The 24,141-nt window shown below is 64.9% G+C and carries 16 protein-coding genes; 8 read left to right on the top strand and 8 right to left on the bottom strand.

Annotated elements, in window-relative coordinates:
• Positions 1 to 75: 75 nt before the first annotated feature.
• The 3 genes from HXS66_RS05700 to HXS66_RS05690 all read right to left on the bottom strand — a co-directional run bounded on the left by HXS66_RS05700 (position 76) and on the right by HXS66_RS05690 (position 3,624).
• On the bottom strand, positions 76 to 969 hold the full coding sequence (locus tag HXS66_RS05700; protein WP_176503048.1) for a class II glutamine amidotransferase: 894 nt from the start codon (positions 967 to 969) through the stop codon (positions 76 to 78).
• The gene (locus HXS66_RS05695) at positions 962 to 2,836 is read right to left on the bottom strand and encodes a vWA domain-containing protein (protein WP_176503047.1); all 1,875 of its coding nucleotides are present in this window, start codon (positions 2,834 to 2,836) and stop codon (positions 962 to 964) included. The genes HXS66_RS05700 and HXS66_RS05695 overlap by 8 nt, the downstream gene beginning before the upstream one ends.
• A gap of 269 nt (positions 2,837 to 3,105) precedes the next feature.
• On the bottom strand, positions 3,106 to 3,624 hold the full coding sequence (locus HXS66_RS05690) for a hypothetical protein (protein WP_084209296.1): 519 nt from the start codon (positions 3,622 to 3,624) through the stop codon (positions 3,106 to 3,108).
• 241 nt (positions 3,625 to 3,865) lie between these two features.
• On the opposite strand from HXS66_RS05690, the gene HXS66_RS05685 reads away from it, so the two are divergent.
• Complete coding sequence (locus HXS66_RS05685) at positions 3,866 to 6,040, top strand: S9 family peptidase (RefSeq protein WP_176503046.1); 2,175 nt, start codon at positions 3,866 to 3,868, stop codon at positions 6,038 to 6,040.
• Positions 6,041 to 6,165: 125 nt separating this feature from the next.
• Here HXS66_RS05685 and HXS66_RS05680 read toward each other — a convergent pair whose 3' ends face one another.
• The 4 genes from HXS66_RS05680 to HXS66_RS05665 form a co-directional block, all read right to left on the bottom strand.
• Positions 6,166 to 7,692, bottom strand: a complete 1,527-nt coding sequence (locus HXS66_RS05680) for a catalase (protein WP_176503045.1) — start codon at positions 7,690 to 7,692, stop codon at positions 6,166 to 6,168.
• Between the two features lie 450 nt (positions 7,693 to 8,142).
• Positions 8,143 to 10,386, bottom strand: a complete 2,244-nt coding sequence (gene katE / locus HXS66_RS05675; RefSeq protein ID WP_176503044.1) for a catalase HPII — start codon at positions 10,384 to 10,386, stop codon at positions 8,143 to 8,145.
• Positions 10,387 to 10,645: 259 nt separating this feature from the next.
• Positions 10,646 to 10,891 (bottom strand): GlsB/YeaQ/YmgE family stress response membrane protein, encoded by a 246-nt coding sequence (locus HXS66_RS05670; protein ID WP_084209300.1) that lies wholly within the window; start codon positions 10,889 to 10,891, stop codon positions 10,646 to 10,648.
• 99 nt (positions 10,892 to 10,990) lie between these two features.
• Entirely contained in the window at positions 10,991 to 11,617 is a 627-nt protein-coding gene (locus HXS66_RS05665; RefSeq protein ID WP_176503043.1) for a DUF924 family protein, read from the bottom strand.
• Between the two features lie 323 nt (positions 11,618 to 11,940).
• On the opposite strand from HXS66_RS05665, the gene HXS66_RS05660 reads away from it, so the two are divergent.
• From HXS66_RS05660 to HXS66_RS05630, 7 genes are all read left to right on the top strand, one after another.
• On the top strand, positions 11,941 to 13,650 hold the full coding sequence (locus tag HXS66_RS05660; RefSeq protein ID WP_255303113.1) for an alkaline phosphatase: 1,710 nt from the start codon (positions 11,941 to 11,943) through the stop codon (positions 13,648 to 13,650).
• Positions 13,651 to 14,042: 392 nt separating this feature from the next.
• Positions 14,043 to 15,638: a solute:sodium symporter family transporter gene (locus tag HXS66_RS05655; protein ID WP_176503042.1), complete on the top strand. Its 1,596-nt coding sequence runs from the start codon at positions 14,043 to 14,045 to the stop codon at positions 15,636 to 15,638.
• A gap of 433 nt (positions 15,639 to 16,071) precedes the next feature.
• Positions 16,072 to 17,664, top strand: coding sequence for a solute:sodium symporter family transporter (locus tag HXS66_RS05650; protein ID WP_176503041.1), 1,593 nt, complete (start codon positions 16,072 to 16,074; stop codon positions 17,662 to 17,664).
• Positions 17,665 to 17,822: 158 nt separating this feature from the next.
• On the top strand, positions 17,823 to 18,659 hold the full coding sequence (locus HXS66_RS05645; protein WP_176503040.1) for a DUF2927 domain-containing protein: 837 nt from the start codon (positions 17,823 to 17,825) through the stop codon (positions 18,657 to 18,659).
• Between the two features lie 166 nt (positions 18,660 to 18,825).
• Complete coding sequence (locus HXS66_RS05640) at positions 18,826 to 20,031, top strand: MFS transporter (protein ID WP_077379419.1); 1,206 nt, start codon at positions 18,826 to 18,828, stop codon at positions 20,029 to 20,031.
• A 115-nt stretch (positions 20,032 to 20,146) separates the two neighbouring features.
• Positions 20,147 to 21,634, top strand: a complete 1,488-nt coding sequence (locus tag HXS66_RS05635; RefSeq protein ID WP_255303112.1) for a YcjX family protein — start codon at positions 20,147 to 20,149, stop codon at positions 21,632 to 21,634.
• Complete coding sequence (locus tag HXS66_RS05630; protein WP_176503039.1) at positions 21,631 to 22,836, top strand: TIGR01620 family protein; 1,206 nt, start codon at positions 21,631 to 21,633, stop codon at positions 22,834 to 22,836. Before HXS66_RS05635 ends, HXS66_RS05630 begins: the two co-directional genes overlap by 4 nt.
• A 100-nt stretch (positions 22,837 to 22,936) precedes the next feature.
• Here the strand turns inward: HXS66_RS05630 and HXS66_RS05625 are convergent, their stop codons facing one another.
• The gene (locus HXS66_RS05625; protein WP_240499595.1) at positions 22,937 to 24,058 is read right to left on the bottom strand and encodes an oxidoreductase; all 1,122 of its coding nucleotides are present in this window, start codon (positions 24,056 to 24,058) and stop codon (positions 22,937 to 22,939) included.
• Positions 24,059 to 24,141: the final 83 nt, after the last annotated feature.

Here is a 24,141-nt window from a genome sequence, read left to right as displayed (position 1 = left end):
GCCAGACACACGAAGGGCCGCGATTGCGGCCCTTCGTGTGTCTGGCGATCGAACGACTTTTCTAGCGCTCAGGCATCAGCAACTCAGGTCCGAGGCCAGCCAGTCCGGCTTGCGACGCGCGGTGGCGGTGCGATCGACCGCCCCGCTCTCAGTCTGCTCCTGCCCCTGCTCTTCCTGACTCAGCGGCAACTCACCGCCAAGACTGGCGACCAGCTCACCTTCCCGAAACACGACCAGCTGCCCGGGCAGCAGCCGCTGCCATTGCTCGTTGTCGGTCAGCGGGTCGGTGGCGATCACCGACACCACATCCGCATCGGTGGTGTGTTGCTGGAAGTCGACGCTCATCTCGAAATCGGTGAGGCTCGCCTGCCCGAAGGGCGCTCGGCGCGTGATGTGCGCAAGCTTGGTGGAGCAGTAGGCGTAGAGATGCACGCCATCGGAGAGCAGCAGATTGAAGACCCCCAGCGCGCGCAGACGCTCGCATTGGGCATGCAGGTGACGCCACAGGTCCTCACAGCGAGAGGGCGGTTCCGGGAAGGCACGGCGGATCTCGCCGAGCAGGAAACAGGCGGCGTGCTCGCTGTCCGTGCTGCCCACGGGGCGATAGTACGGCAAGGGAAGCGTCTGCCAGTCCGCCAGCTGCCCATTGTGGGCATAGCACCACTGGCGCCCCCACAGCTCCCGCGTGAACGGGTGGGTATTGGCCAACGTCACCTGGCCGACATTGGCCTGGCGGATGTGACTGATCACCATCTGTGACTTGATGGGATAGTCGAGAATCATCCGCGCGATGGGCGAATCCACTGAAGGGTGCGGGTCACGGAATTCGCGATAGCCACCCTCTTCATAGAAGGCGATACCCCAGCCATCGCGGTGCGGGCCGGTGCCACCCCCGCGTTGCAGAAAGCCCGCGAAGCTGAAGCAGATATCGGTCGGAACATTGGCACTCATGCCAAGCAGCTCACACATGGGGTTCCTCCCGTCGGGTCGGTTTGCGTGTCATGCGGCGCACCAGCAGGATCAGCATCAGCAGGCCGAATGCGCCGGCCACGGCATAGGCGATCATGCGGCTCCGGACAGAGCCGGCTTCCTGGCGCGCGAAGTCGGAAGCGCCCTCGAACCACTGGCCGATCAACGCCGGTACCTTGTCGATGGGCAGACGGCCCTTCATCAACAGGGCGTTGAGGTCTTCCGGCGCATCTTCCCCGGCCTGATCCAGCCCCTCGATCTCACCGAAGCGCTCCCCTTCGATGGGTGTGCGATCCAGATTGGCCGCCCGACGCGCCGCGTCCGCATTGAGGGTATAGGGCGCGAGGTCCAGCACCGGCGGAGCTCCGTCGAGCGCGAGACGCGCGCTGATCTGCACATCCGCCTGGACATCCGAGTCCAGGGGCGGCAGGTCGATGCGCCATTGCCGCTCGCCATCCTCCGCCACGCTCAGGGCCTCCCCATGCAGCGTCGCGACCAGACGCGTGTTGGCGGTATTGAGCAGCGGATGACGCGCACTGACTTCCAGCGCGTCAGGCGACTTGCCGGTACGCGGGTCAGCGCCGACGGGCTCGACCAGCAGCGGGTCCACCACGCTGGTACGCTGACTGAGCTGGCGCGCGAAGGAGGCATTGTCGCGATAGCCCATCACGGTCAGGGTCAGGCGGGCGCCACCGAGCTGGTCGGGGGCCGGCATGTCGACATGGAAGTCGGCGCCGTCACGCTCAAGGCCTCGCTGCTGCGCGGTGGTGACATCCTCCGCCGCGCCTTCTCCCTCCTGCACATCCTGCTCCGGCACCAGACGTGCATTGCCATCCAGCGTCGCCAGGAAGTCCTCATCATTGACGGCGCGCGCGCCATCGACCAGCGATGCGGTCAGCGAGTAGTCGAAACCACGATAGAGCGTGGCAGGCAGGGGCCGTGATACCAATGCCAGTTCCGAGACGATCGTGATGCGGCTATCGGCCCCCACCTCACCCTCGAGCTGCCACTTGCCGGTCTGGGGATCCGTCACGGTGATCAGGTCATAACGCGGCTGGTGCTCCCAGCGCACCCCTTCCGGCAGTGACGCCTGGTCGGCGAGACGGTAACGCTGGCCCTGCGGCGAAATCAGCACCGGCGAGCGATCATCGGGGCCGTGGAAGACCAGGGCGGTGAATTCCTGCACGCTGTCATCGATCACGAAGCGCTTGTCGTTCAGCGGTACCTGCTCACCGGGCACGATGCGATCCAGCGCCGCGAGGAAGGCACGCAACAGGTCTTCCGGGCTCTCGGCGACCGTCGCCAGGCCGCCGGTACCGTCCGCGATCTGCTGAAGCAGATCCACATCGGCATTGCGCGACAGCGCCACCGTATGCACCGTGATGTCGTGGGCGGCAAGCTGCGGCGTCAGCTCATCCGTGATGCGCTGACGCGAGGCGCTGTCCGCGGCGGCCTTGCGGGTGCTCGGCTCACGCAGGTCGACCATGCCATCGGAGAGCAGGATGATCTGACGCGGTGCATCACCACCCACGCCGGCATCATTTCCCTGAGCAGCGGCGCGCAGGCCCGCCTCCAGATCCGTGTACTGCTCGTAGTCGTCGAGACGGCTCTCGAGTCCGCGGGCAGACCGCTTCCAGCCGGCATCCACCGCCCCCAGCGCCAGCAGTGACTGCACCTGCTCACCGAAGCCCCATACCCCGGCATGCGAGCGCTCCGGCAACAGCGTCACCAGCAGATCCAGCGCACTGGCGCGCAGATTGGCCGGGTCGTTGTGCTTCATGCTGCCCGAGACATCGATGGCCATGCGCAGATCCGGTGTCTTGCCCGGCGCTGCCGCCTCGCTGGGCGACACTTCGCTGGGCGACACCTCTGCGCCTTCCTGTCTCCCGCTCGCTGAAGCCGCGACCTTGGGGGCAGAGGCTGACTCTTCGGCCCATGCCGCGGTGGCCCCCAGCCCTGAGAAAGCGCTCAGCAGCGAGATGGTCAGACCGGCCAGCCCCCGGCGCCACGCGCGGGGATCTGACGGGCGCCGGCGGGCGCGCCGAACGACGGGACGAGCGAGAGACGACGAGGCATTCACATCACGAGCCATTGCAGATCCTTGTTCCACCCATGGGCAAGCCCGGGCAGCGTTGATCAGAGAGAAGGTTCCTGACGATCCCGCGCGGCGCGCGAGCGTGTGGCGCCACCGGCGGACGTGTCACGACGCTCGGCACGCAGGCCCTCCCCGTGCAGGTCGTCGTTCTCTTCTTCGTCGGCACTTGACGCGCGACGCTGACGCGAGCGGGCCATTTCACGCCGACGCTGCTCACGGCCACGTCCCAGCCACCAGATGCCGAGACCGGCCGCGACGCCCGCTCCGATGCCCAGTACCAGCATGGCAAAGGCCGAGGCCATGCCGCTGCCATCCTTCTGGATCAGGCTCACCGCGAAGGCCACGATGGCTGGCGCCGTACCACCATAGGAATCTTCCGGCACGCTGGCCGTCACGTGAAAACCGGTCGGCACCGCGATCATGCCGGCCACCGCTCCCACCACGATCCAGCGTATGAAGCGCGGCAAGGCGCGAACCGCCAGATAACCGGTCACCAAGACCACTGCCGCCAGGCCAAGATAGATCAGCCACATCTGCGGCAGAGAATCCGAAATCAACATGCCCTTCACTCCTGTCAGAACTTCCTGGCGAGACCTGTGTCAGGTCTTCGATATAAGGCCAGCCATCACATCCTCCCCACTCAGGGGGCCGCTCACCGCATGACGTCAGACACGGCTCATCGCCAACCAGGGACGCGACATGCCGCTCGCGGCAAGGGCTTGCGAACGCTGTGGGACAGGCTCAATGTTACACTCCAAGCCCGCCCGACACACTCGGGCACACGACATTCAAGAGGTAGCCATGTCCGACAGCCCCGTCCAGCGTCATTATCGTGCCGAAGACCCCCACTGGCACTGGCTTGAAGCGCGCGACACACCAGAGGTAAAGGCCTTTCTCGAGGCCGCCAATGCCGAGAGCGATACCTGGTTCACGCCACTCGAGTCACTGACTGACGCCCTCTACACCGGACATCTGGCCCGTCGCGAACTCGCCGTTTCCAGTCTGCCGGAAGCCCTCGACCATCACGTCTACTGGAGCGAGACCGCCGCTGACGCGGAGTATCCCGTCTGGTGGCGCCATCCGCTGGAGGCGGACCCCACGGATCGCTCGCGCCATGAATGTCTGCTGGACCTGCAGGCCCTGTCGCGCCATCACGATTTCGTCGAACTGGGCGACATGGCCATTTCGCCCGATGAGCAACGACTGGCATGGACTCTGGACACCAGCGGCGACGAGGTGTTCAGCCTGCGGCTTGCAACACTGAGCGCGGTTGACCGCGACGCGCGCACGCCAGTGCGTGGCGAGGCCCGGCCTGGCGAGGCCCAGCCTGGCCGGGCCCGGCCTGCAGGGCAGGACGATGAATGTCTGCTGGAGGATATCGGGCCGGACCTGGTGTGGGCCGAGGACGGTCAGCACCTGCTGTTCACGCGCTATGACAGCACCCAGCGCCCCTTCGAGATCTGGTGTCTGGACATCGAGAGCCGTGCCGAGACGCTGCTCTACCGTGAGGAAGACAGCGAATTCTGGGTCGGCATGGGCAAGACCCGTTCACGGGACTGGCTGGTACTGGAAACCGCGTCCAAGGACACCAGTGAATCCTGGCTGCTGCCGGCCGCGGCACCACTGGGCGAGATGACGCTGGTGCGCGCACGCGAGACAGGCGTCGAATATGGCATCGATCACCGCCCCGGCCACTTCTATGTGCTGCACAACAAGGAGGCGCCGCATTTCCAGCTGGATATCGCCGCCGAGCATGCCCCCGGCGACTGGCAGCCGCTGATCACCACTCGCGACGACGTGACGCTGGAAGGCGTGGAGGCGTTTTCCTGGGGCCTGATGGTCGATGAACGCGATCACCGTCAGGCCCAGGCCTGGCTGCGCGTGATCGAATTCGAGGGCACGGCGCCTACGCAAACGATCTGCCGCGACGAACGCCTGGCGATGCCGGAGCAACCCCTGAGCCAGGGGCTGGGCGACTGCCCGCACTTCGACGCTCGCCGCCTGCGCATCCGTGAGGAAAGCTTCACCACGCCGCCGAGCTGGATCGAGCTGGATCTTGACACGGGTGAGCGCACCTTGCTCAAGCGCCAGACCGTGCATGGCGATCTCGCGCCAGAGCAGTTGATCAGCCGTCGTCTGTGGGCCACCTCCGACGATGGCGAGCAGGTGCCCGTCTCGGTGGTGATGCGCCGTGACCTGTGTGATGGCGAGGGTATCCCCCACGCCCCGCTGCCGGTACTGCTCTATGGCTATGGTGCCTACGGCGAGACACTGGACCCCTGGTTCTCCATCGCGCGGCTGGAGCTTCTCAGCCGTGGCGTCGCCTTTGCCGTCGCCCACGTGCGCGGCGGTGGGGATCGTGGCGAGCCCTGGTATCTGGCCGGCAAGCTGGAGCACAAGGAAAACAGCTTCAATGACTTCCTCGCCGCGCGGGATGCGCTGGTCGAGCAAGGCGTCGGGGCCGCGGAGCGCATTGCCGCCTACGGTGCCAGCGCCGGTGGCCTGCTGGTCGGAGCCAGCCTCAACAAGCGCCCCGAGGCCTTCTGCGCCGCGGTGCTCGATGTGCCCTTCGTGGACGTGCTGCGCACCATGGAAAATCCGGAGCTGCCGCTGACCACCGCGGAATACACCGAATGGGGCAACCCGCACGAGAGCGAGGCGCGGCGTCGCATCCGCGCCTATTCCCCGCTGGACAACCTGAGCGCCGCCCCCTACCCGCCGCTGTTCCTGCAGGGCAGCTGGCACGATACCCGCGTGCCCTACTGGGAACCGGCCAAGCTGTATGCCCGCCTGCGCCAGATGGACTGCACGCCGCATCCGGTGCTGCTGCGCACCGACATGAGTTCCGGTCATGGCGGTGCCTCGGGACGCTTCAAGGCCTGGCGTGACAACGCCCGGCAGGATGCCTTCCTGCTGTGGGCACTGGGCGTGTGCGAGAAAGCAGGCAGCGAAACGACCGCCCGCAGCAACGGCTGACGCTCGCACGGCGCTCTGCGACTCGCCTACGACAAGGCCCCCGCCGGGTAACCGGCGGGGGCCTTGAGGTTTTCGTCAGTTCAAAGGGTCATGACTGACCTGACGAAGGATGCAACATGACTGACTCAGCGCGGATCGAGTCTGGCCAGCTTGGTCGCGACACGCTCGCCGTAGTCGGCATCCGCCTGGCGGAAGTGCGCGATCATCTTGTACTGCACGACGTGGCTGACACCCACCATGGTGCCGGCGATGACGTCCGTGATGCGCGACTTCTGACCTTCATCGAACAGGCGGTAGAGATTGCCGGCCTGGCTGTAGTTATCCTCATCGCTGTTGTCGTGATAGCCCATCCAGGCGTTCTGCTCCAGCGGCATCGGCGGCTCGGCAACAGTGGCGTCCGGCACCGGGGCGCCGTGATCGGCACGCTCGTTGGGGTAGAAGTTGGTGCGCGAGTACTGGCCACCTTCCTTCGTCTCTCCCGGCACACCCTGACCGACCTGGCCGCCCAGCGGACCGCCACCGTGACCGGTGACCGGGCACATGCCCGCCATCACGCCATCACGCTGGTAGTGGTTGACCGGGCAGACCGGACGGTTGACCGGCAGCTGCTCGGCGTTGGCACCGACGCGATAGCGGTGTGCATCGGCGTAGGCCCACAGACGTGCCTGCAGCACGCGGTCCGGGGAGGCGCCGATACCCGGCACGAAGTTGGACGGTGAGAAGACGGACTGCTCGACTTCCGCGAAGTAGTTCTCCGGGTTGCGATTGAGTTCCATCTTGCCGACTTCCATCAGCGGGAAGTCACCGTGCGGCCACACCTTGGTCAGATCGAAGGGGTTGATGTGGTAGTCGCGCGCCTGCTGCTCAGTCATCACCTGGAGGTTGACGGTCCAGCTCGGACGCTCGCCACGCTCGAGGCGGGTGAACATGTCGTGCTGGTGGAAGTCCGGTGCGACCTGTGCCGCTTCGTCATCGGTCAGTGTCTCGTGGCCCTGGTCGGTCTTGAAGTGCCACTTGACCCAGACACGCTCGCCCTTGTCGTTCCACAGGCTCAGCGTATGCGAGCTGTAGCCGTTCATGGTGGTCAACGACTTCGGGATACCGCGGTCGGACATCAGGATGGTGACCTGATGCAGCGCCTGCGGATGGTTGGCCCAGAACTCCCAGCGGTTCTGCCAGTCGACCATGTTGGTGCGCGGGTCTTTCTTCTGGGTGTGGATGAAGTCAGGGAACTTGGATGGCTCGCGGATGAAGAACACCGGCGTGTTGTTGCCGACCATGTCCCAGTTGCCTTCCTCGGTGTAGAACTTCAGGGAGAAGCCGCGCACGTCACGAGTGTTGTCGCCGCTGTCCTGACCACCGGCCACGGTGGAGAAACGTGCCAGCATCGGGGTCTGCTTGCCGACGCCCTGCAGGAAGCGGGCAATGGTCAGGTCAGACAGGTCACGGGTCAGGGTGAAGGTGCCGTAGGCGGCAACGCCGCGGGCGTGGACGACACGCTCCGGAATGCGCTCACGGTTGAAGTGCGCCAGCTTCTCGAAAAGACGCCAGTTGTCGAAGGTCAGTGAGCCATTCGGGCCCGCTGTCTGGCTGATGTCATCGTGAGGCACCGGGGCGCCGTTACCAGTGGTATAGCGTGGAGTCTGGGACATGTTGACGTTCTCCTGTCAGGTAGAAAAAAGCGCTATCAAACTCGACTGGCAAGGCCAGATGCTGCTGATGTCACATTTTCATGCGCTGCTTGATGTGAAAGCCTGCAGCCCATTGTCGAATCGGGTCGGGGCCGATGCCTGCCCGGCATGTGCTGGCTTGTGGCCCCTTGATGCCTGCTTACCTTACGCACCTGGTGCTTCTAGCGATAATCAATTACCAGCATGCCTTCGATAATCAGCCCCTATCACCGAGCCTATCAGCCACTCTCAGCGGCGTGAACCGCAGGACGGCACTCAACCCAACGGCATCACCAACCTTGTTTACACCTTTCACCGCCACCCCATCTTCACGCCCACAAATGACCGCATCATGACCATGAAAAAGCCCCCTGACCTTCAAAGGTCAGGGGGCTTGGTGGCTCACATCATGCCTTTTGGGGCGTCAGCGCCTCATGCTGGCATCTGATTGGCACGCGCATCACGCGACCACACACGGTGAGCCAACAGGGCATCACGCAGTGGCAGGCTAGCGGCGAGCACATCATCCACCAGGATGACGCCCTCCTCGACCGGCACGCGCGCGGCGGCCAGCAATTCCTTGCCTTCACTGATCGCCACGATGGGCTTGAGGTGCTTGTAAGCCTCCTGCACGTAGTAGAGGCCGAGCCCTGATGCGGCCAGTGCCTTGACGCTGCCCTCGCCACCGGCCACGACCACGCCATCCACCGCCACGGACGGCAGACCATTGAGCATCGCGTCCGGCGCCAGCATGCTGCCATCGCTGGCCTTGATCGGTGCCATGCTCGGCGCGATCAGCAGCCCTTCGGCGCCTTCATCGCTGAGCTGCTTCTGGATGGAGCGCACATCTTCCATCGTCACGCCATCGGCCGCCAGAATCGCCACCTTGCGGGTCGCGATGCTGTCGGGCATGCGCGCCATCAGGCTCAGCGCCGGGTCGCTCTCGATCTGACTGGTGCCCAGCTCCCCTTTCGGCGCCGGCTGGGTGGTGGGCGCCTCGATACCGTGGTTCTCACCGACACGACGCGCCAGCTCCAGATCGATGTTGGGCAGGATCTCGGTGATCACCCGCTCTCGGATCCACGGGCGTTCGACCTTGGAGAGCTCGAAGGTGTAGGCCGCGATGATGTGCTCCTTCTCCACCTCGGTCTGGCTGTTCCAGAACAGGGTGGCCTGGGAGTAGTGATCCCCGAAGGAGGCACTGCGCGCACGCACCTTGTGCGCCTCGAAGCGCTCATGATGTGGCTCGTAGCCGCCATGTTCATCCGCAGGCGGCGTCTCGGAGGGCCAGCCACCATCGATGGAGTTCGGCTCGTAGGACGCCTGCCCGGTGTTGATGGTCTGACGATGCTGGGCATCGCGCTGGTTGTTGTGGAACGGACACACCGGCTGATTGATGGGGATCTCGTGGAAGTTCGGTCCACCAAGACGCAGCATCTGGGTATCCAGATAGGAGAACAGACGCCCCTGCAGCAGCGGGTCATTGGAGAAGTCGATACCCGGCACGATGTTGGCCGGATTGAAGGCCACCTGCTCGGTCTCGGCGAAGTAGTTGTCCGGATTGCGATCCAGCACCATCTTGCCGATCGGCACCACCGGCACCAGCGATTCGGGGATCAGCTTGGTCGGGTCGAGGATGTCGAAATCGAAGCTGTGTTCATCCTTCTCTTCCACCACCTGGATGCCCAGTTCCCACTCCAGCGGCGCACCGTTCTTGATGTCATCCCACATCATGCGGCGATTGAAGTCCGGGTCACGTCCCCACAGCTTCTGGGCTTCATCCCAGATCAGCGAGCAGGTACCCGCCACCGGCTTCCAGTGGAACTTGACGAAGCGCGACACGCCTTCACGGTCGATCAGACGGAAGGTATGCACGCCGAAGCCTTCCATGTTGCGGTAATGGCGCGGGAAGGCACGATCCGACATGGTCCACAGCACGGTGTGGGTGGTTTCCGGCATCAGCGACACGAAATCCCAGAAGGTGTCGTGGGCCGACTGCCCCTGGGGAATCTCGTTGTGCGGCTCCGGTTTCACCGCGTGCACGAAGTCCGGAAACTTCATGGCATCCTGGATGAAGAACACCGGGATGTCGTTGCCGACCAGATCCCAGTTGCCTTCATCGGTATAGAACTTGGTCGCGAAGCCGCGCACGTCACGGACGGTGTCATTGGAGCCGCGCGAGCCCTGTACGGTGGAGAAACGCACGAACACCGGTGTCTTCTTGGACGGATCACGGAACACGCCGGCCTTGGAGTACCTGGCGGCATTGTCGTACGCCTGAAAATACCCGTGCGCGGCCGCGCCACGCGCGTGGACGATACGCTCCGGAATACGCTCGTTGTCGAAGTGGTTCATCTTCTCGCGGAAGATGAAATCTTCCATCAGGGTCGGACCGCGTTCCCCCGCCTTCAGCGAGTTGTGGTTGTCCGCGATGCGCAATCCCTGGTTGGTACGCAGGTCATGCCCCTCGGCATCCGCGCGATAGGTCTCCAGCGCCTCGTCCTTGGCCTTGCCATCCCCGGCATTGGGCTGGGTGTCATGTGGCCCGTTGCGATTGGGATGGGTATAGGGGTTCTCCGCGTCTGCCGAGCGGTTCTGGCCCTCGTGGTACGGGCACTTGGCGCTGTCGGCATTTGACTGGGGGGAGGATGCTGAATCGTGCTCATTGCTCGCCATGCTCAAACGCTCCTGTTTTCGCTAGATCTGCAACGCGCCATCCGGGATGGCGTCGAAGTTGATTCGGCCTTGCGATGTCCTGTCAGGCTGCCTTGCCACGGTCACGAGGACCGTCTGGATGTCAGGGGCAACCGATGACAGGCGACTTCCATGCGGCGGGTGTCTCGAATGAATCCCTTAGGACACCCACGTGGGACTTGATGCACCTGCGACCTGAACTGCTGTGGAACGCCTGACGATGTTCGCCGGCGCCGCGTCGTCAGGCCTTGGACTTGACCTTCGAGACGATCCACAGCAATACCACCGCCCCCACGATCGAGACGACCAGCGAGCCGATGATGCCGGTGGAGGCCAGCCCCAGCAGCTTGAAGATGACGCTGCCCAGCAGGCCACCGACCACACCGACGACGATGTTGCCGAGAATGCCGAAGCTGCCGCCACGCATGATGTTGCCTGCGATCCAGCCAGCCAGACCACCGATGATCAATCCAAGAATGATACCCATCTGCTGTCTCCTTTCTTGCGGATGAAGTGGCGCTGTGCGCCCGATGAACATGTCTTGGAGACGATCTCGCGAAATTAAAAGGGTCAGATTTCCCGATTGTCAGAACGAGGAGCCGGGCTGGCGAAGAAATGCCTCCTCCTGTGGCGTGGAAACACGGCCGAGAATCGCGTTGCGGTGCGGGTAACGGCCGAATCTACGCACGATGTCCGCATGCCGTCGCTCGAAGCGCAGCGTGTCCTCGAGCCCTGGGCGTGCAAACAGCGCTTCAGCGTGTTCATGGACACGCAACGACTCGCTGTGCATCCACGGCATGATGACGAAGGGTTGCCAGGCCAGCGGGAGGCGTTCGAGATCCCCCAGCGCCACGGCCTGCTGGGAGAGCGCGAGTGCCAGGCTGTCGCCACTGAAGGCACGCGGGGTATCGCGATGGATATTGCGCGCGAACTGGTCCAGCACCAGGATTTCCGCCAGCCGACCACCGGGAGTGGTGCGCCACTCCCACAGTTCACAGACCAGTGCCTGCTCGAGCAGCTCCGCGAACCGTTCACGCAGCTGAGCATCGAGGGCCTCGCTCTTGCGAAACCAGTCCTTGGGCGTCAGTCGAGTGAACCAATGTTCGAGCACCGACCGTGCCTGGGGATGGCTATCCGCGATCAGCCTGTCGGCATCCGATGGCACGGGGGTGGACGATGGAGGTGTCGGGTTGGAGGGGCGTGAGGGACTCATGAAAGGTGTCCTGATCCGGGAGTGGCATGAAGTGACAGCAAGTCGCAAAGGGAAGAGGTAAACAGAGAAAGAGAGCGAGAAAGAGAGAGAGCGGCCACAAGGCAAAGAGAATCCGCAACACAGCAACACCGCAACACCGCAAGGGGGCTCTGACGGCCGGACGTCGCGCTGCCGGTTCACGGGACTGCATGGCGATCATGGTTCTGACACCTGATCGTCATCTTGAGCATGGAAAGTAGCCTCTCCCGTGAGCCCTGTCAGCCACCGCGGCACCTTTGCCGCCGCTGCCATCCTGATGCCAGACCGTAACAAGGAAGCCCTTCATGTCCCGCCGTCTGTCTGATCTGCTACCTTCCCGCTCCTCGCGCACGACACCTGCCTCGCCCACCTCGCAGGACGACGCGAACGCGAGCCCCGGTGACTCGCATGCCGCACGCGCCGGCGCACCTTCGCGAATGGACCGCCGACGCCTGCTGAGCCGAGGCCTTCAGGGTGCCGGCGTGGGCCTGCTGGCAAGCTCAGGCCTGCTGGGCGCCCCGGCCATCGTGATGGCCGAGGGCCGTCGCCCGAGCATGCCCTCTGGCGTGATGAGCGGCGACGTGACCGCCAGCCGCGCCATGCTGTGGAGTCAGACCGACAAGCCGGCCCGCATGCTGATCGAGCTGGCCGACAACATCGAGATGCGTGGCGCCTTCCAGATGCGCGGCCCCGTGGCCTTGCCGGCCGACGGCCTGACCAGCAAGCTGGATCTGACCCGCATCAACACCCGCGCCAACGCCAGCGGCGAAGTCTTCTACCGGGTACGCTATGCGGCACTGGATGACCACCGCGCCATCAGTGAGGCGACCACCGGGCGTCTGGTATTGCCGCCCGGCGTTCAGACACCGCGCGCGCTGCGCTTCGTGTGGTCCGGTGACACCGTCGGCCAGGGCTGGGGGATCAACCCGGATTTCGGTGGCCTGCGCCTCTACGAGACGATGCGCCAGGTCAAGCCGGACTTCTTCCTGCATTCCGGCGACACCATCTACGCCGATGGCCCGCTCGAGGAGAGCGTCACTCAGCACGATGGCAGCCTGTGGCGCAACATCGTCACACCGGCCAAGTCCAAGGTCGCCGAGACCCTGGACGAGTATCGTGGTCAGTACGCCTACAACCTGATGGATGAGAACCTGCGTCGCTTCAATGCCGAGGTGCCGATGTTCGCCCAGTGGGATGACCACGAGACCACCAACAACTGGTATCCGGGCGAGATTCTCGAGGATGACCGCTACACCGAGAAGAATCTCGACGTGCTGTCCGCCAATGCGCGTCGTGCCTTCCTCGAGAACATGCCGCTGCGGACCGGTCCAGCCGCGCCGGAACGCATCCACCGCAACTTCAGCTTCGGCCCGGGGCTCGAGATGTTCATGCTCGACATGCGCAGCTTCCGCGGCCCCAATTCCGCCAATCGCCAGTCCGGGCGTGGCCCCGAGACCGACTTCCTGGGGCGCGATCAGCTGGCATGGCTCAAGCAGTCGCTCAAGGCCAGCACCGCCACCTGGAAGATCATCGCCTCCGACATGCCCATCGGCCTGCTGGTGCGTGACGGCGACAATTTCGAGAACGGTGCCAATGGCGATGGTGAGGCGCTGGGACGCGAACAGGAAGTCGCGGAGCTGCTGAAGTTCGTGCGCGATCACGACATCCAGAACCTGGTGTGGCTGACGGCGGATGTCCATTACACCGCCGCGCACCACTACTCGCCCGAGCGCGCCGTCTTCAAGGAGTTCACGCCGTTCTGGGAATTCGTCAGCGGGCCGATCCATGCCGGCACCTACGGCCCTGGCGAGCTGGACAATACCTTCGGGCCAAGACTGGAATTCGTGAAGGCACCGCCTGAGGGACGAGCCAACATGTCGCCCAGCGAGGGCTTCCAGTTCTTCGGCCAGGTGGATCTCGATCCCGAAAGCGAAGCACTGACCGTCACGCTCAAGGATATCCACGGCGCCTCGCTCTATCAGAAGGTGCTGACGCCTGAGTCGCGAATGGGCTGATCTTGCCGCGACACACGCGGTTCACGCCCTACCCCGAATGCCCCGTGCACGACAGGATCCCGAGGGCGGATTCTCGAGTGCACGGGGCATTCGCCTGTCTGGGCCGCCTGTCGGGTGCCGCCTTCCCCAGAGCCACTCGAGAAGACCCTGCGCCGGAAGAGGACATCCGGTCACGCTGCTATGTCTGCACGCTTCAGACAATTGGGAAAAAATGTCAGACAAATTGTCAATGGAGAGGTGGGCGCATTTCTCTGACACTGATCGGCACGCTGGTTGTCGATCACTGACCGCCCGCCTCGAGGTACCGCGCGCCAACGGTGAGGCAGGCCAATCGGGTGATGGCAACTGAGCAGGCAGGCCTCCGAGCCCTGTTGTTCAACAAGGATAACGCCATGAATGCCCTCACCCTGAGCTCCTTCGTGTTCTTCACGGGGCTGGTCGCCGTGATCACCTGGTGGCTGACCCGTCGTGACGACCATCGCCATTCCACCGGCTACTTTCTCGCCGGCCGCAGTCTGACCTTCCCGATCATCGCAGGCTCCCTGCTGATGACCAATCTCTCCACCGAGCAGATGGTGGGCCTGAACGGGGCCGCCTTCACCGATGGCCTCTCCGTGATGGCCTGGGAGGTGGTGGCCGTGGTCTCGCTGGTCGCGATGGCCATGTTCTTTCTGCCACGCTTCCTCAAGAGCGGCATCACTACCCTGCCGGAGCTGCTGGCACTGCGTTTCGATCGCACCACCCAGCTGCTGGCCAACCTGATCTTCATGCTGGCCTACGCCATCATCCTGCTGCCCAGCATCCTCTATTCCGGCGCCCTCGGCCTGATGGGCGTGCTGGATTTGCACGCCCTGACCGGCATCGATTCCCAGATGGTGCTGTTGACCGGTACCGTGATCGCCGTCGGCATCGCAGGGGCCATCTATGCCCTCTTCGGCGGTCTGCGCTCCATCGCCATCTCCGACACCCTGAACGGTATCGGGCTGCTGATCGGCGGCATGATCATCGTCTACTACGGGCTGGATCGGATCAGTGATGGCAACGGTATTCTCGCCGGGTGGGAGACACTCAAGGAGACCCACCCGGAGAAGCTCAATTCGCTGGGCGGTGATGACCAGTCAGTGCCGGTCTCGACCCTGTTCACCGGGGTGCTGCTGCTCAACATGTTCTACTGGTGTACCAACCAGCAGATCATCCAGCGTACCTTCGCCGCCAAGACATTGGCCGAAGGCCAGAAGGGGGTGCTGCTGACCGGCGCGCTCAAGCTGCTGGGCCCGCTGTACCTGGTACTGCCGGGCATCATCGCCTTCCAGCTCTACGCCGGTGATGGCATCAAGGCTGACGCCGCCTACGGTCGCCTGGTCTTCGACGTATTGCCTGCCCCGCTGACCGGCTTCTTCGCCGCGGCGATGGTCGGCGCGATCCTGTCGTCCTTCAACTCGGCGCTCAACTCCACCGCCACGCTGTTCAGTCTCGATGTCTACAAGGCACGCCTCAAGCCGGATGCCAGCGATGAAGAGGTGGTCAAGGCGTCCAAATGGGCGGGCTGGATCATGGCAGCCGCCGCGATGACCATCGCGCCGCTGCTGGCGACTCAGGAAAGCCTGTTCGTCTATATCCAGAAGGTGAACTCCATCTACTACATCCCGCTGCTGGCGGTGATCGTGGTCGGACTTCTCTCCAGGCGCGTGCCGGCCATCGCCGCCAATCTGGCGCTGGTGCTGGGCTGTGCGGTCATCGGCCTGTTCTACTTCGTGCCGGTGCTTTCCGAGCTGGTCGACAAGGTGCACAACTTCCACTTCATCGCCATCGTGCTGGTGCTGTTGATCGCCCTGATGCTGGTGATCGGCAAGCTGGCACCGCGTGCCGAGCCCTGGATCCAGCAGGATGTCGGTGCCATCGACATGACGCCCTGGGCCGGCACGCGCATCGCCAGCATCATTCTTCTCATACTGGTGATGATCATCTATCTGACCTTCGCCGGCTGAGCACTGCATGACCTGACGGTGTCCCCCTGGCCGCCTGCGCCCCGTTCTCCTCGCCGAGACGGGGCGCTTGCGTTGCGCGGCAGGCCTCGCGTCACGGGTCTTACAAGGCGGGGCTCACAAGGCGGGTCTCACAAGGCGGCCTTACAAGGCGGGCCTGGCACACGTTTCCCCTGCCCGCCATCACGCCGACAGGGGCGAGCCAAGCCCCGAAACCAACGTATGTTCTACAAATGGCGGATAGCAGGAACTCGGGAGATACCTACACTGTCGCCAGACTTGCCGCGAATGTTACCGGTGAGTCTCGTCACGGACGATGACACAGCTCGCTGTGTGCATTGCATCGATACTGCTGGACTGATCGCCGAATCGCCGCGCGGACCGAGTGCCCGTGAGCCAGACGTCGCGCCAGCCAGCATCAAGGAACCCTCCTCCCATGCACGCCCTTACCCTTGTTTCTTTCGTGTTCTTTACCGGCCTGGTCGCCGCCTTGACCTGGTGGTGGACACATCGCGATGACACCTCGCATTCCACCGGCTATTTTCTCGCCGGACGCAGTCTGACCTTCCCGCTGATCGCGGGCTCGCTGCTGATGACCAACCTGTCCACCGAACAGATGGTCGGTCTGAATGGCGCCGCCTTCACCGATGGTCTGTCGGTGATGGCCTGGGAGGTCATGGCGGTGCTGGCGATGGTGGTGATGGCGCTGTTCTTCCTGCCACGCTTCCTCAAGAGCGGCATCACCACCCTGCCGGAACTGCTGGCGCTGCGTTACGGGCGCAGCACCGAGCTGATCACCAACCTCATCTTCCTGTTCGCCTATGCGGTGATCCTGCTGCCGATCATCCTGTACTCCGGTGCCATCGGCCTGCAGGGCATGCTGGACCTGCCCTCGCTGACCGGTATCAGCTCGCCCAATGCGCTGCTGTGGATGACCATCTGGGTGGTCGGCATCATCGGTGCCATCTATGCGCTGTTCGGTGGCATGCGCTCCATCGCCATCTCCGACACCCTGAACGGCGTAGGACTGTTGATCGGCGGCATGCTGATCGTCTGGTTCGGTCTCGATGCCGTGAGCGACGGCCAGGGCGTGATGGCTGGCTGGGACACGCTGACCGCCGCCAATCCCGAGAAATTCAATTCCATGGGCAGTGAAGACCAGTCGGTGCCCTTCTCGACCCTGTTCACCGGCGTGATGATCATCAACTTCTTCTACTGGTGTACCAATCAGCAGATCATCCAGCGCACCTTCGCCGCCAAGACCCTCGCCGAGGGCCAGAAAGGCGTGCTGATGACCGGCGCGCTCAAGCTGCTGGGCCCGCTGTATCTGGTGATTCCCGGCATCATCGCCTATCACCTCTACGCCTCTTCCGGCGTCAAGGCCGACAGCGCCTACGGCCAGCTGGTGTTCGACGTGCTGCCCGCACCGCTGACCGGCTTCTTCGCCGCCGCGATGGTCGGGGCGATCCTGTCGTCCTTCAACTCGGCGCTGAACGCCACCACCACGCTGTTCTCCACCGGCATCTACAAGGCGCACCTGCGCCGTGATGCCAGCGACGAGGAAGTGGTCAAGGTCTCCAAGGGCTTCGGCTGGGTGCTTGCGATCGCTTCCATGACCCTCGCGCCGCTGCTGGCCGGTCAGGAGAGCCTGTTCGGTTACCTGCAGAAGATGAATGCCATCTACTTCATCCCGATCTTCGCCGTGGTGCTGATGGGGCTGCTGACGCGTCGCGTGCCGACCATCGCCGCCAACCTGGCACTGCTGATCGGTTGCAGCGTGATCGGGGTGGTCTACTTCGTGCCGGCCTTCTCCGGCGTGCTCGACGTGATCCACGAGTTCCACTTCGTCGGTCTGGTGTTCGTGCTGCTGATCGCGATGATGCTGATCATCGGCAAGCTGGCACCGCGCAACGAGCCGTGGATCCAGCAGGATGTCGGCGCCATCGACATGACCCCCTGGAAAGGTGCCAAGGTCTGTGCGCTGCTGCTGGTCGTGCTGGTGATCGCCATCTATCTGGCCTTCATCTGACCCGCGCCGTTTGCTGACTCGCCCCTGCGAGCAGCACATCCGCCATGACACGAATGCCCCGCCCTGTCTCCCCGGACAGCCGGGGCATTCGTGCATTTGTGCATTTGCTGCACCGCTTTCAGGCATGCTGGACGAGTCGCTCATCACCGAGGTCTCCCATGTCCCGCTGTCGCCTGCGTAGCCGTCGTCCGCGCCTCAAGGTGCTGTCACTGTCGATCTCCCTGCTCGCCTCACTGATGTCGGTGCCTGTCAGCCAGGCCGCCGAGCGCTGGCAGCGCGCCGATGTGCTGACGGACAGCTTTCTGGAGGTGGCGCTCAAGCGTGAATACCAGCCCGGCAGCAGCGCCTCGCTCACCCGCTGGCAGTTGCCGATCACGGTCTGGCTCGATTCGCAGCTGGGTGACGCCCGCCTGCAACGCCAATTGAGCCAGGTCCAGTTTCGTCATCTCTCCGCCATCACCGGCCAGCCGCTGAGTTTCGTGTCCTCCGCCAGAGAGGCCAACCTGCGCATCGCCTTCATCGCCCGAGACCACATGACCCGCGAGGCCGCCGCCTACGTCGGCAAGCAGCAGGCCGCCACCCCGGGCATGCGCAAGGCACTGCGTGAAGGCGTATGCCTGACACTGTTCAAGACCGGGGCCGACCAGGCCATCGCCAGTGGGCTGATCCTGATTCCGGTCGACTACGCCCGCCAGAAGGCACGCCTGGTGGACTGCGTCGTCGAGGAAAGCGCCCAGCTGATGGGGCTGCCCAATGATTCGGATAAAGTCTTCCCCTCCGTCTTCAGTGACGTCACGGTGGATACCTGGCTGAGCCCGCTGGATTACGTGCTGCTCAAGATGCTCTATGCCCCGGAACTTTCCCCCGGCATGTCAGCCGATGAGGTCCGCGCCGCGCTGCCTGCGGTCATACAGCGACTTGCCGAGCAGGGCGAGCTGTCACACGCTGTCCGTCGGGTGCGCAAGGGTAGCCTGCGGGAATGGGCGGGAGAGTAGGCATGCAAGTCATCACGCGCTCCGCCCCGGACTCCTCGATGCCTGACGGAGGATTGGAACGCCTGAGCGGAGCACAGGCATAATCAGGACAGGCGCACCAGGCGCCGCAATCCGTCGGAGCTGCGTCATCATGTCATCCTCATCCTCCACTGCCGGTCGGGCCCGCCTGCCGCTGGCCGTCACGCTGTTGTCGCTGTGCCAGGCCTTGCTGGTCAGCGGCAACATCCTGTTGATCGCGGTCTCGCCGCTGATCGGTGCCCAGCTTGCCTCGAGCAGCTGGTCGACCGCGCCGGTCGCGACCCAATGGCTGGGCCTGATGTGCGCCACCATCCCTGCCTCGCTGATCACCGCACGCCTCGGACGACGCCGCGGCTTCGTGCTCGGCAATCTGTGCGGGCTGGCAGGCGCGGGGCTGGCCGTGCTGGCGCTGCACCTGCAGCATTTCGGGCTGTTCCTGTTCTCCACCTGGCTGGTGGGCATCGGGATCGGCTTCGGCCAGCTGTATCGCTTCGCCGCCATGGAAGCCGCGCCCCCGGAGCAGCGGGAGCGCGCCATCGGGCTGGTAATGGGTGGCGGCGTGCTGGCAGCCTTCTTCGGCCCCTGGCTTGCCCGCACCAGTCATGCACTGGCCGACACGCCCTTCCTGGGCAGCTTTCTCGGGCTGGGAGCGCTGTATCTGGTGGCGTTGCTACTGTTGGCCTTCATTCGGCTGCCCAGCGAAGGCAGCGCCCAGTCGGACGGCGATGATGAACCCGAACCCGCGCGCCCGTTGGGCGTGATCCTGCGCCAACCGACCTTCCTGCTGGCCGTGCTCAGCGCGATGGTCGGCTATGGGGTGATGAACCTGGCGATGACGGCCACGCCACTGGCCATGGCCCATGCCGGACACGGCTTCGATCACGTCGCCACCACCATCCAGTGGCATGTGGTCGCGATGTTCCTGCCCTCCTTCTTCACCGGACGCCTGACCGCACGTTTCGGCACCGGCACCATGATCATCACCGGCTGCGCCTTCCTGCTGGCGAGCCTTGGCACCGCGCAGCTGCTGGCCGCCGGCTATCTGACCGGCACCCAGGGCTTCTTCCTCGGCCTCATCCTGCTCGGCATCGGCTGGAACTTCACCTTCCTGCCCGCCACCACACTGCTGACCCGCTGTCATCGCCCCAACGAGAAGGCCCGCACCCAGGCCGCCAACGAGTTCCTCGTCTTCACCACCGGGGCAGTGACGGCGCTGCTGGCCGGCCCTCTGGTCAGTACGCTGGGCTGGGCGCTACTCAACCTGCTGCTGATCCCCGCCTGCCTGCTGCCCATCGCCCTTCTGGCGTGGCGTCAGCTTGCCTTGCGCGCCGATCGCCCGCAGATAGAGGGATGATGGCGAGCCGTGCGGCGCACACTGACAAGTCCCGGCCATCACCCAGCTCATCATCAGCTGCCAGGACGCCATCACGTCGCGCCGCCGCCTCGCCCCCACTGACAGGGAATGCCTGATGTTCAACACCATGACCCGCAACGCCCGCCAGCTTGCCCGCGAGGTGGGCCGCGAAGCCCATGACCTGCTGGAGCGCGGCCTCGATCGTCAGCTGCGTCTTGCCGTCACCGGTCTGTCCGGTGCCGGCAAGACGGCCTTTCTCGTCTCGCTGATCGAGCAGCTGCGCCACGCAGGACTCGGCGCGCGTCTGGAGCTGTTGCCTGCCGCTCGCGATGGCCGTCTGCTCGGGGCAGAGCGTGTCAGTCAGCCGGACCTTTCCATCCCGCGCTTTCCGCTGGAAGCCGGCTTGCGCTCGCTTTCCGGCCAGCATTCGCCCCATGGCCCCGAATGGCCGACGCCGACCCGCAGCATCAGCGAGCTGCGTCTCAAGATCGGCTTTCGCCCCACCTCACGCGCCGCGCGCATGCTCGACAGCCAGCGCGCCACCCTGACACTGGACCTGATCGACTATCCCGGCGAATGGCTGCTGGACCTGCCGATGCTGGAACAGGACTTCACCGCCTGGAGCAGCGAATGCGAGACGCAGCTGGCCGATGGGCGCGGCGACTGGGCGCATGACTGGATGGCGGCCATCGAGGGCCTGACACCGGACAGCGAAGTGGATGAAGACCGCCTCGCCGAGATCGCGAGCCTGTATACCGACTATCTGCACGCCGCACGCCGCAAGGGGGGCTTCGTCGACCTGACACCGGGCCGCTTCCTGCTGCCCGGCGAGCTGGACGAAGCGCCGGTGCTGCAGTTCTTCCCGCTGCCGGGGCTCGGCGACTGGACAGCCGACGCCTTGGCCGCCTTGCCGGAAACCAGCCTGTACCGCACCCTGGCGCGGCGCTTCGATCACTACCGCCGCCGCGTGGTACGTCCCTTCTATCACGACCACTTCCGGCGCTTTGACCGCCAGATCGTGCTGATCGACGTGCTAGGTGCGCTGAATGCCGGCCCGGCGCCGTTCCGCGATCTGAGCCGTGCGCTGGACAAGCTGTTCGACAGCTTCGCCTATGGCCGCCGTCACCTGCTGGCGCGCCTGATGGACCGTCGCATCGACCGCCTGGCCATCGCCGCCACCAAGGCCGACCACGTCACCCCCGAGCAGCATGGCGCGATGCGCGACCTGCTCGAGCAGCTGCTGGCGGGCCCGCTCAAACGCCTGCGCTATCGCGACGTGCCGCTCAAGGCCTTCACCATCGCCGCCATCCGCGCCAGCGAGGCGCGCGAGGTGGTCGAGAACGGTCAGCGTCATCCGGCGCTGGCGGGACACCTGCTCGGCGAGCACGAAGGGTCGAGCGACTCAGGCACGCAGGGTGCTGGCCGCGAGTCCGTGCTGCTGTTCCCGGGCGAGGTGCCCTCACGGTTGCCCGACCCGAATTTCTGGGCCGAAAGCCGCTTCGACTTCCCCCACTTCGCGCCGCCGCAGGTCGACGGCAAGGCACCACCTCACATTCGCATGGACGCCGTGCTCGACTGGCTGCTGGGAGACCACCTGAAATGACCACCGAATCCCGCCACCCGCGCCCGGGCAAACGCTTCACGAGTCCCGATCCTGCCGGCTCGGCGCAGGCCGATGCCACCTCGACGGCTTACGCCGAGCGCCCCACCGAGAGCGCGGCAGAGGCTCTGCGCGGCGCGCGCCACTTCTCGCCGGAGATGGAAAGCCAGCCACTGGCCGCGGCCGAACCAGCACCCGCCACACCGGGACTCGATGCAACGCTGAGCGCCAGGCCACGCCATCGTGGCCTCAAATGGCTGCTGCTCGGCACCCTGACACTCGGTGGTGTCGAGGCCGGCCATGCGCTGTATCAGGCGGCCATGGGCGGTGACCTGATCGCCGGGGCCTGGGGCCTGCTGGGGCTTGGTGCCATCGGGCTCGGCGCCCGCGCGCTGGGCAAGGAGCTCTTCCGACTGCGTCATCTGCGCAAGCACGTCGCGCTGCGTGCCGAGCTGGAAGAACATCAGCAGGATGATTTTGGCCAGGAGAGCTTTGGTCAAGGAGGCTTTGGTCACGGAGGCTTTGGCCAGCGCGGTGATGCGCCGCTCACGACTGGCGAGGACTCGAACAAGGCAGGCGGCAAGGCCGACAGCCAGCAGGAAGACCTGCTTGAGCAGCTGCGCCGTCAGATGAAGCTCGGCGATGATGATGCCGGCGTGCGCGCCTGGCGCGCTGCCTGCGAAGCGCATCACTCTCCGTCGGAGCGCCGCGAGCTGTTCGCCTTCCATGTGCTGGGGCCGCGGGACCGTGAGGCGCGGCGCCTGATCTCGCGCATGAGCGGCGAGACGGCGGTGATGGTGGCGGTCTCGCCATTGACCTGGGTCGACATGAGCCTGGTGGCCTGGCGCGGACTGCGCATGATGGAGCGCCTGTCGCGCCTCTACGGACTGGAGCTGGGCTACGCCAGCCGTCTGCGCCTGTTCAAGGAGGTGCTGGCGTCGATGGCCTTCGCCGGCGCCAGTGAACTGGCCGCCGAGGCCAGCATGGATCTGCTGTCGATGAATCTGGCCGGCCGCCTCTCCACCAAGGCCGGACAGGGGCTGGGCAGTGGCCTGATGAACGCACGCCTGGGCCTGCGTGCCATGCGCCTGCTGCGCCCCATCCCCTTCCATGCCGAGGAGGTACCGCGCATCGGCGAGCTGCGCGCGGAGCTATTCTCGCGCATGCGCAAGGCCGACAAGGGCGAGGACGACGCCAACGCCTGAGCGCATCGCAGGCTGATCCTTGTCACTCTCTTGAAAGCAGAACGCGCGCCCCGAGTCATCGGGGCGCGCGTTTTCGTGAGTCATCTCACCGCCAACAGCCTCAGCCTTCGCTGGCGATCCCCGCTTCCAGCCACTTCATCACGCGCAGCGCCTCGTCGGCGGGCGTCGGGTTGGCACTGCCGGAACGGATGCAGTCGCGCAGCCGCGCATACCAGGCCGGGTAGTCGCCATCGCGGCCCTGGTGGATACCGGCGACCAGCACCTGCTCCCCATCGCCGGCCTCCCTTGCCGTCTCCAGCACCGTGAGCATGCCCGGGCGCGGGTCGCGCCCCCATTGCTGCGCGAGCCGCTCGGCCTCGTCACGGGCCGGGAAGCTGCCGGCCTTGAGACATGCCTCCTGAGGATCGAGACCGAACGTCACGTAACTGCCGCGCGTGCCGTGGACAGCGAAACGTGCCGTCGGTGCGGCCGCCAAGGCACTGGCGTGCAGCTCGACCACCAGCGAGGGATAGATGGCATGTGAGGCATAGCTCAATACGGCATGGAAGAAATCATCGGTGACGGCTCCCTCGCGCTGGGTGCGACGTGTCAGCTGGATGCTGGCAGGCTCGCCGAACAGGCACAGCGCCTGATCCAGCAGGTGTGGCCCGAGGTCGTACCACAGGCCGCTGCCGGGCAGGGCCTGCTCACGCCAGCGGTCCGGCACGCTGGGGCGGAAGCGGTCGAAATGGGACTCCATGTGGGCGATGCGGCCCAGGGTACCGCCCTCGATCAGCTCGACCAGCGTCAGAAAATCGGCATCGAAGCGACGATTGTGGAACACCGCCAGCACCCGCTCTGCCTGCTCCGCCTCTCGGGCCAGCGCCTCACCCTCGGCCAGCGTGACGGTGAAGGGCTTGTCGACCACCACATGCTTGCCGGCCGCCAGCGCCGCACTCGCCAGGGGGTAGTGGGTCTCGTTGGGCGTGGCGATGATGACGAGATCGATGTCCTGACGCGCCAGCAGTGCCTCGGGAGTGGCTTCCACCTCGAGCTCGGGACGTTCGGCCTTGACCACCTCGGGACGCGAGGTCGAGAGCGCGACCAGCGCCAGGCCTTGCGTCGCCTCGATCAGTGGCGCATGGAAGGTACGTACCGCCATGCCATAACCGATCAGGCCGACGCGAATGGCGTTGCCTTGTGTCTGGGAGGGCGCGGCATCGGAATTCATCGTGGCGCTCATCGGACGTCCTTGTCTTTCATGCTGTCGTGGAGACCGAGAGCCGTGGGCTCTCGGGTGTTGTAGCGCCATCCTAGCAGGCTGCA

The organism is Cobetia sp. 5-11-6-3 (assembly GCF_013374055.1).
Lineage (GTDB): Bacteria > Pseudomonadota > Gammaproteobacteria > Pseudomonadales > Halomonadaceae > Cobetia > Cobetia marina.
The sequence above is the reverse complement of the archived record's forward strand: the minus strand, read 5'-3'. Positions and strand labels throughout refer to the sequence as shown.

Excerpts from the sequence above, each read along its gene's own strand:
- HXS66_RS05700 (WP_176503048.1), bottom strand. The coding sequence starts at position 969 with ATGTGTGAGCTGCTTGGCATGAGTGCCAATGTTCCGACCGATATCTGC.
- HXS66_RS05690 (WP_084209296.1), bottom strand. The coding sequence starts at position 3,624 with ATGTTGATTTCGGATTCTCTGCCGCAGATGTGGCTGATCTATCTTGGC.
- HXS66_RS05685 (WP_176503046.1), top strand. The coding sequence starts at position 3,866 with ATGTCCGACAGCCCCGTCCAGCGTCATTATCGTGCCGAAGACCCCCAC.
- HXS66_RS05680 (WP_176503045.1), bottom strand. The coding sequence starts at position 7,692 with ATGTCCCAGACTCCACGCTATACCACTGGTAACGGCGCCCCGGTGCCT.
- katE (WP_176503044.1), bottom strand. The coding sequence starts at position 10,386 with ATGGCGAGCAATGAGCACGATTCAGCATCCTCCCCCCAGTCAAATGCC.
- HXS66_RS05670 (WP_084209300.1), bottom strand. The coding sequence starts at position 10,891 with ATGGGTATCATTCTTGGATTGATCATCGGTGGTCTGGCTGGCTGGATC.
- HXS66_RS05665 (WP_176503043.1), bottom strand. The coding sequence starts at position 11,617 with ATGAGTCCCTCACGCCCCTCCAACCCGACACCTCCATCGTCCACCCCC.
- HXS66_RS05660 (WP_255303113.1), top strand. The coding sequence starts at position 11,941 with ATGTCCCGCCGTCTGTCTGATCTGCTACCTTCCCGCTCCTCGCGCACG.
- HXS66_RS05655 (WP_176503042.1), top strand. The coding sequence starts at position 14,043 with ATGAATGCCCTCACCCTGAGCTCCTTCGTGTTCTTCACGGGGCTGGTC.
- HXS66_RS05650 (WP_176503041.1), top strand. The coding sequence starts at position 16,072 with ATGCACGCCCTTACCCTTGTTTCTTTCGTGTTCTTTACCGGCCTGGTC.
- HXS66_RS05645 (WP_176503040.1), top strand. The coding sequence starts at position 17,823 with ATGTCCCGCTGTCGCCTGCGTAGCCGTCGTCCGCGCCTCAAGGTGCTG.
- HXS66_RS05635 (WP_255303112.1), top strand. The coding sequence starts at position 20,147 with ATGTTCAACACCATGACCCGCAACGCCCGCCAGCTTGCCCGCGAGGTG.
- HXS66_RS05630 (WP_176503039.1), top strand. The coding sequence starts at position 21,631 with ATGACCACCGAATCCCGCCACCCGCGCCCGGGCAAACGCTTCACGAGT.
- HXS66_RS05625 (WP_240499595.1), bottom strand. The coding sequence starts at position 24,058 with ATGAGCGCCACGATGAATTCCGATGCCGCGCCCTCCCAGACACAAGGC.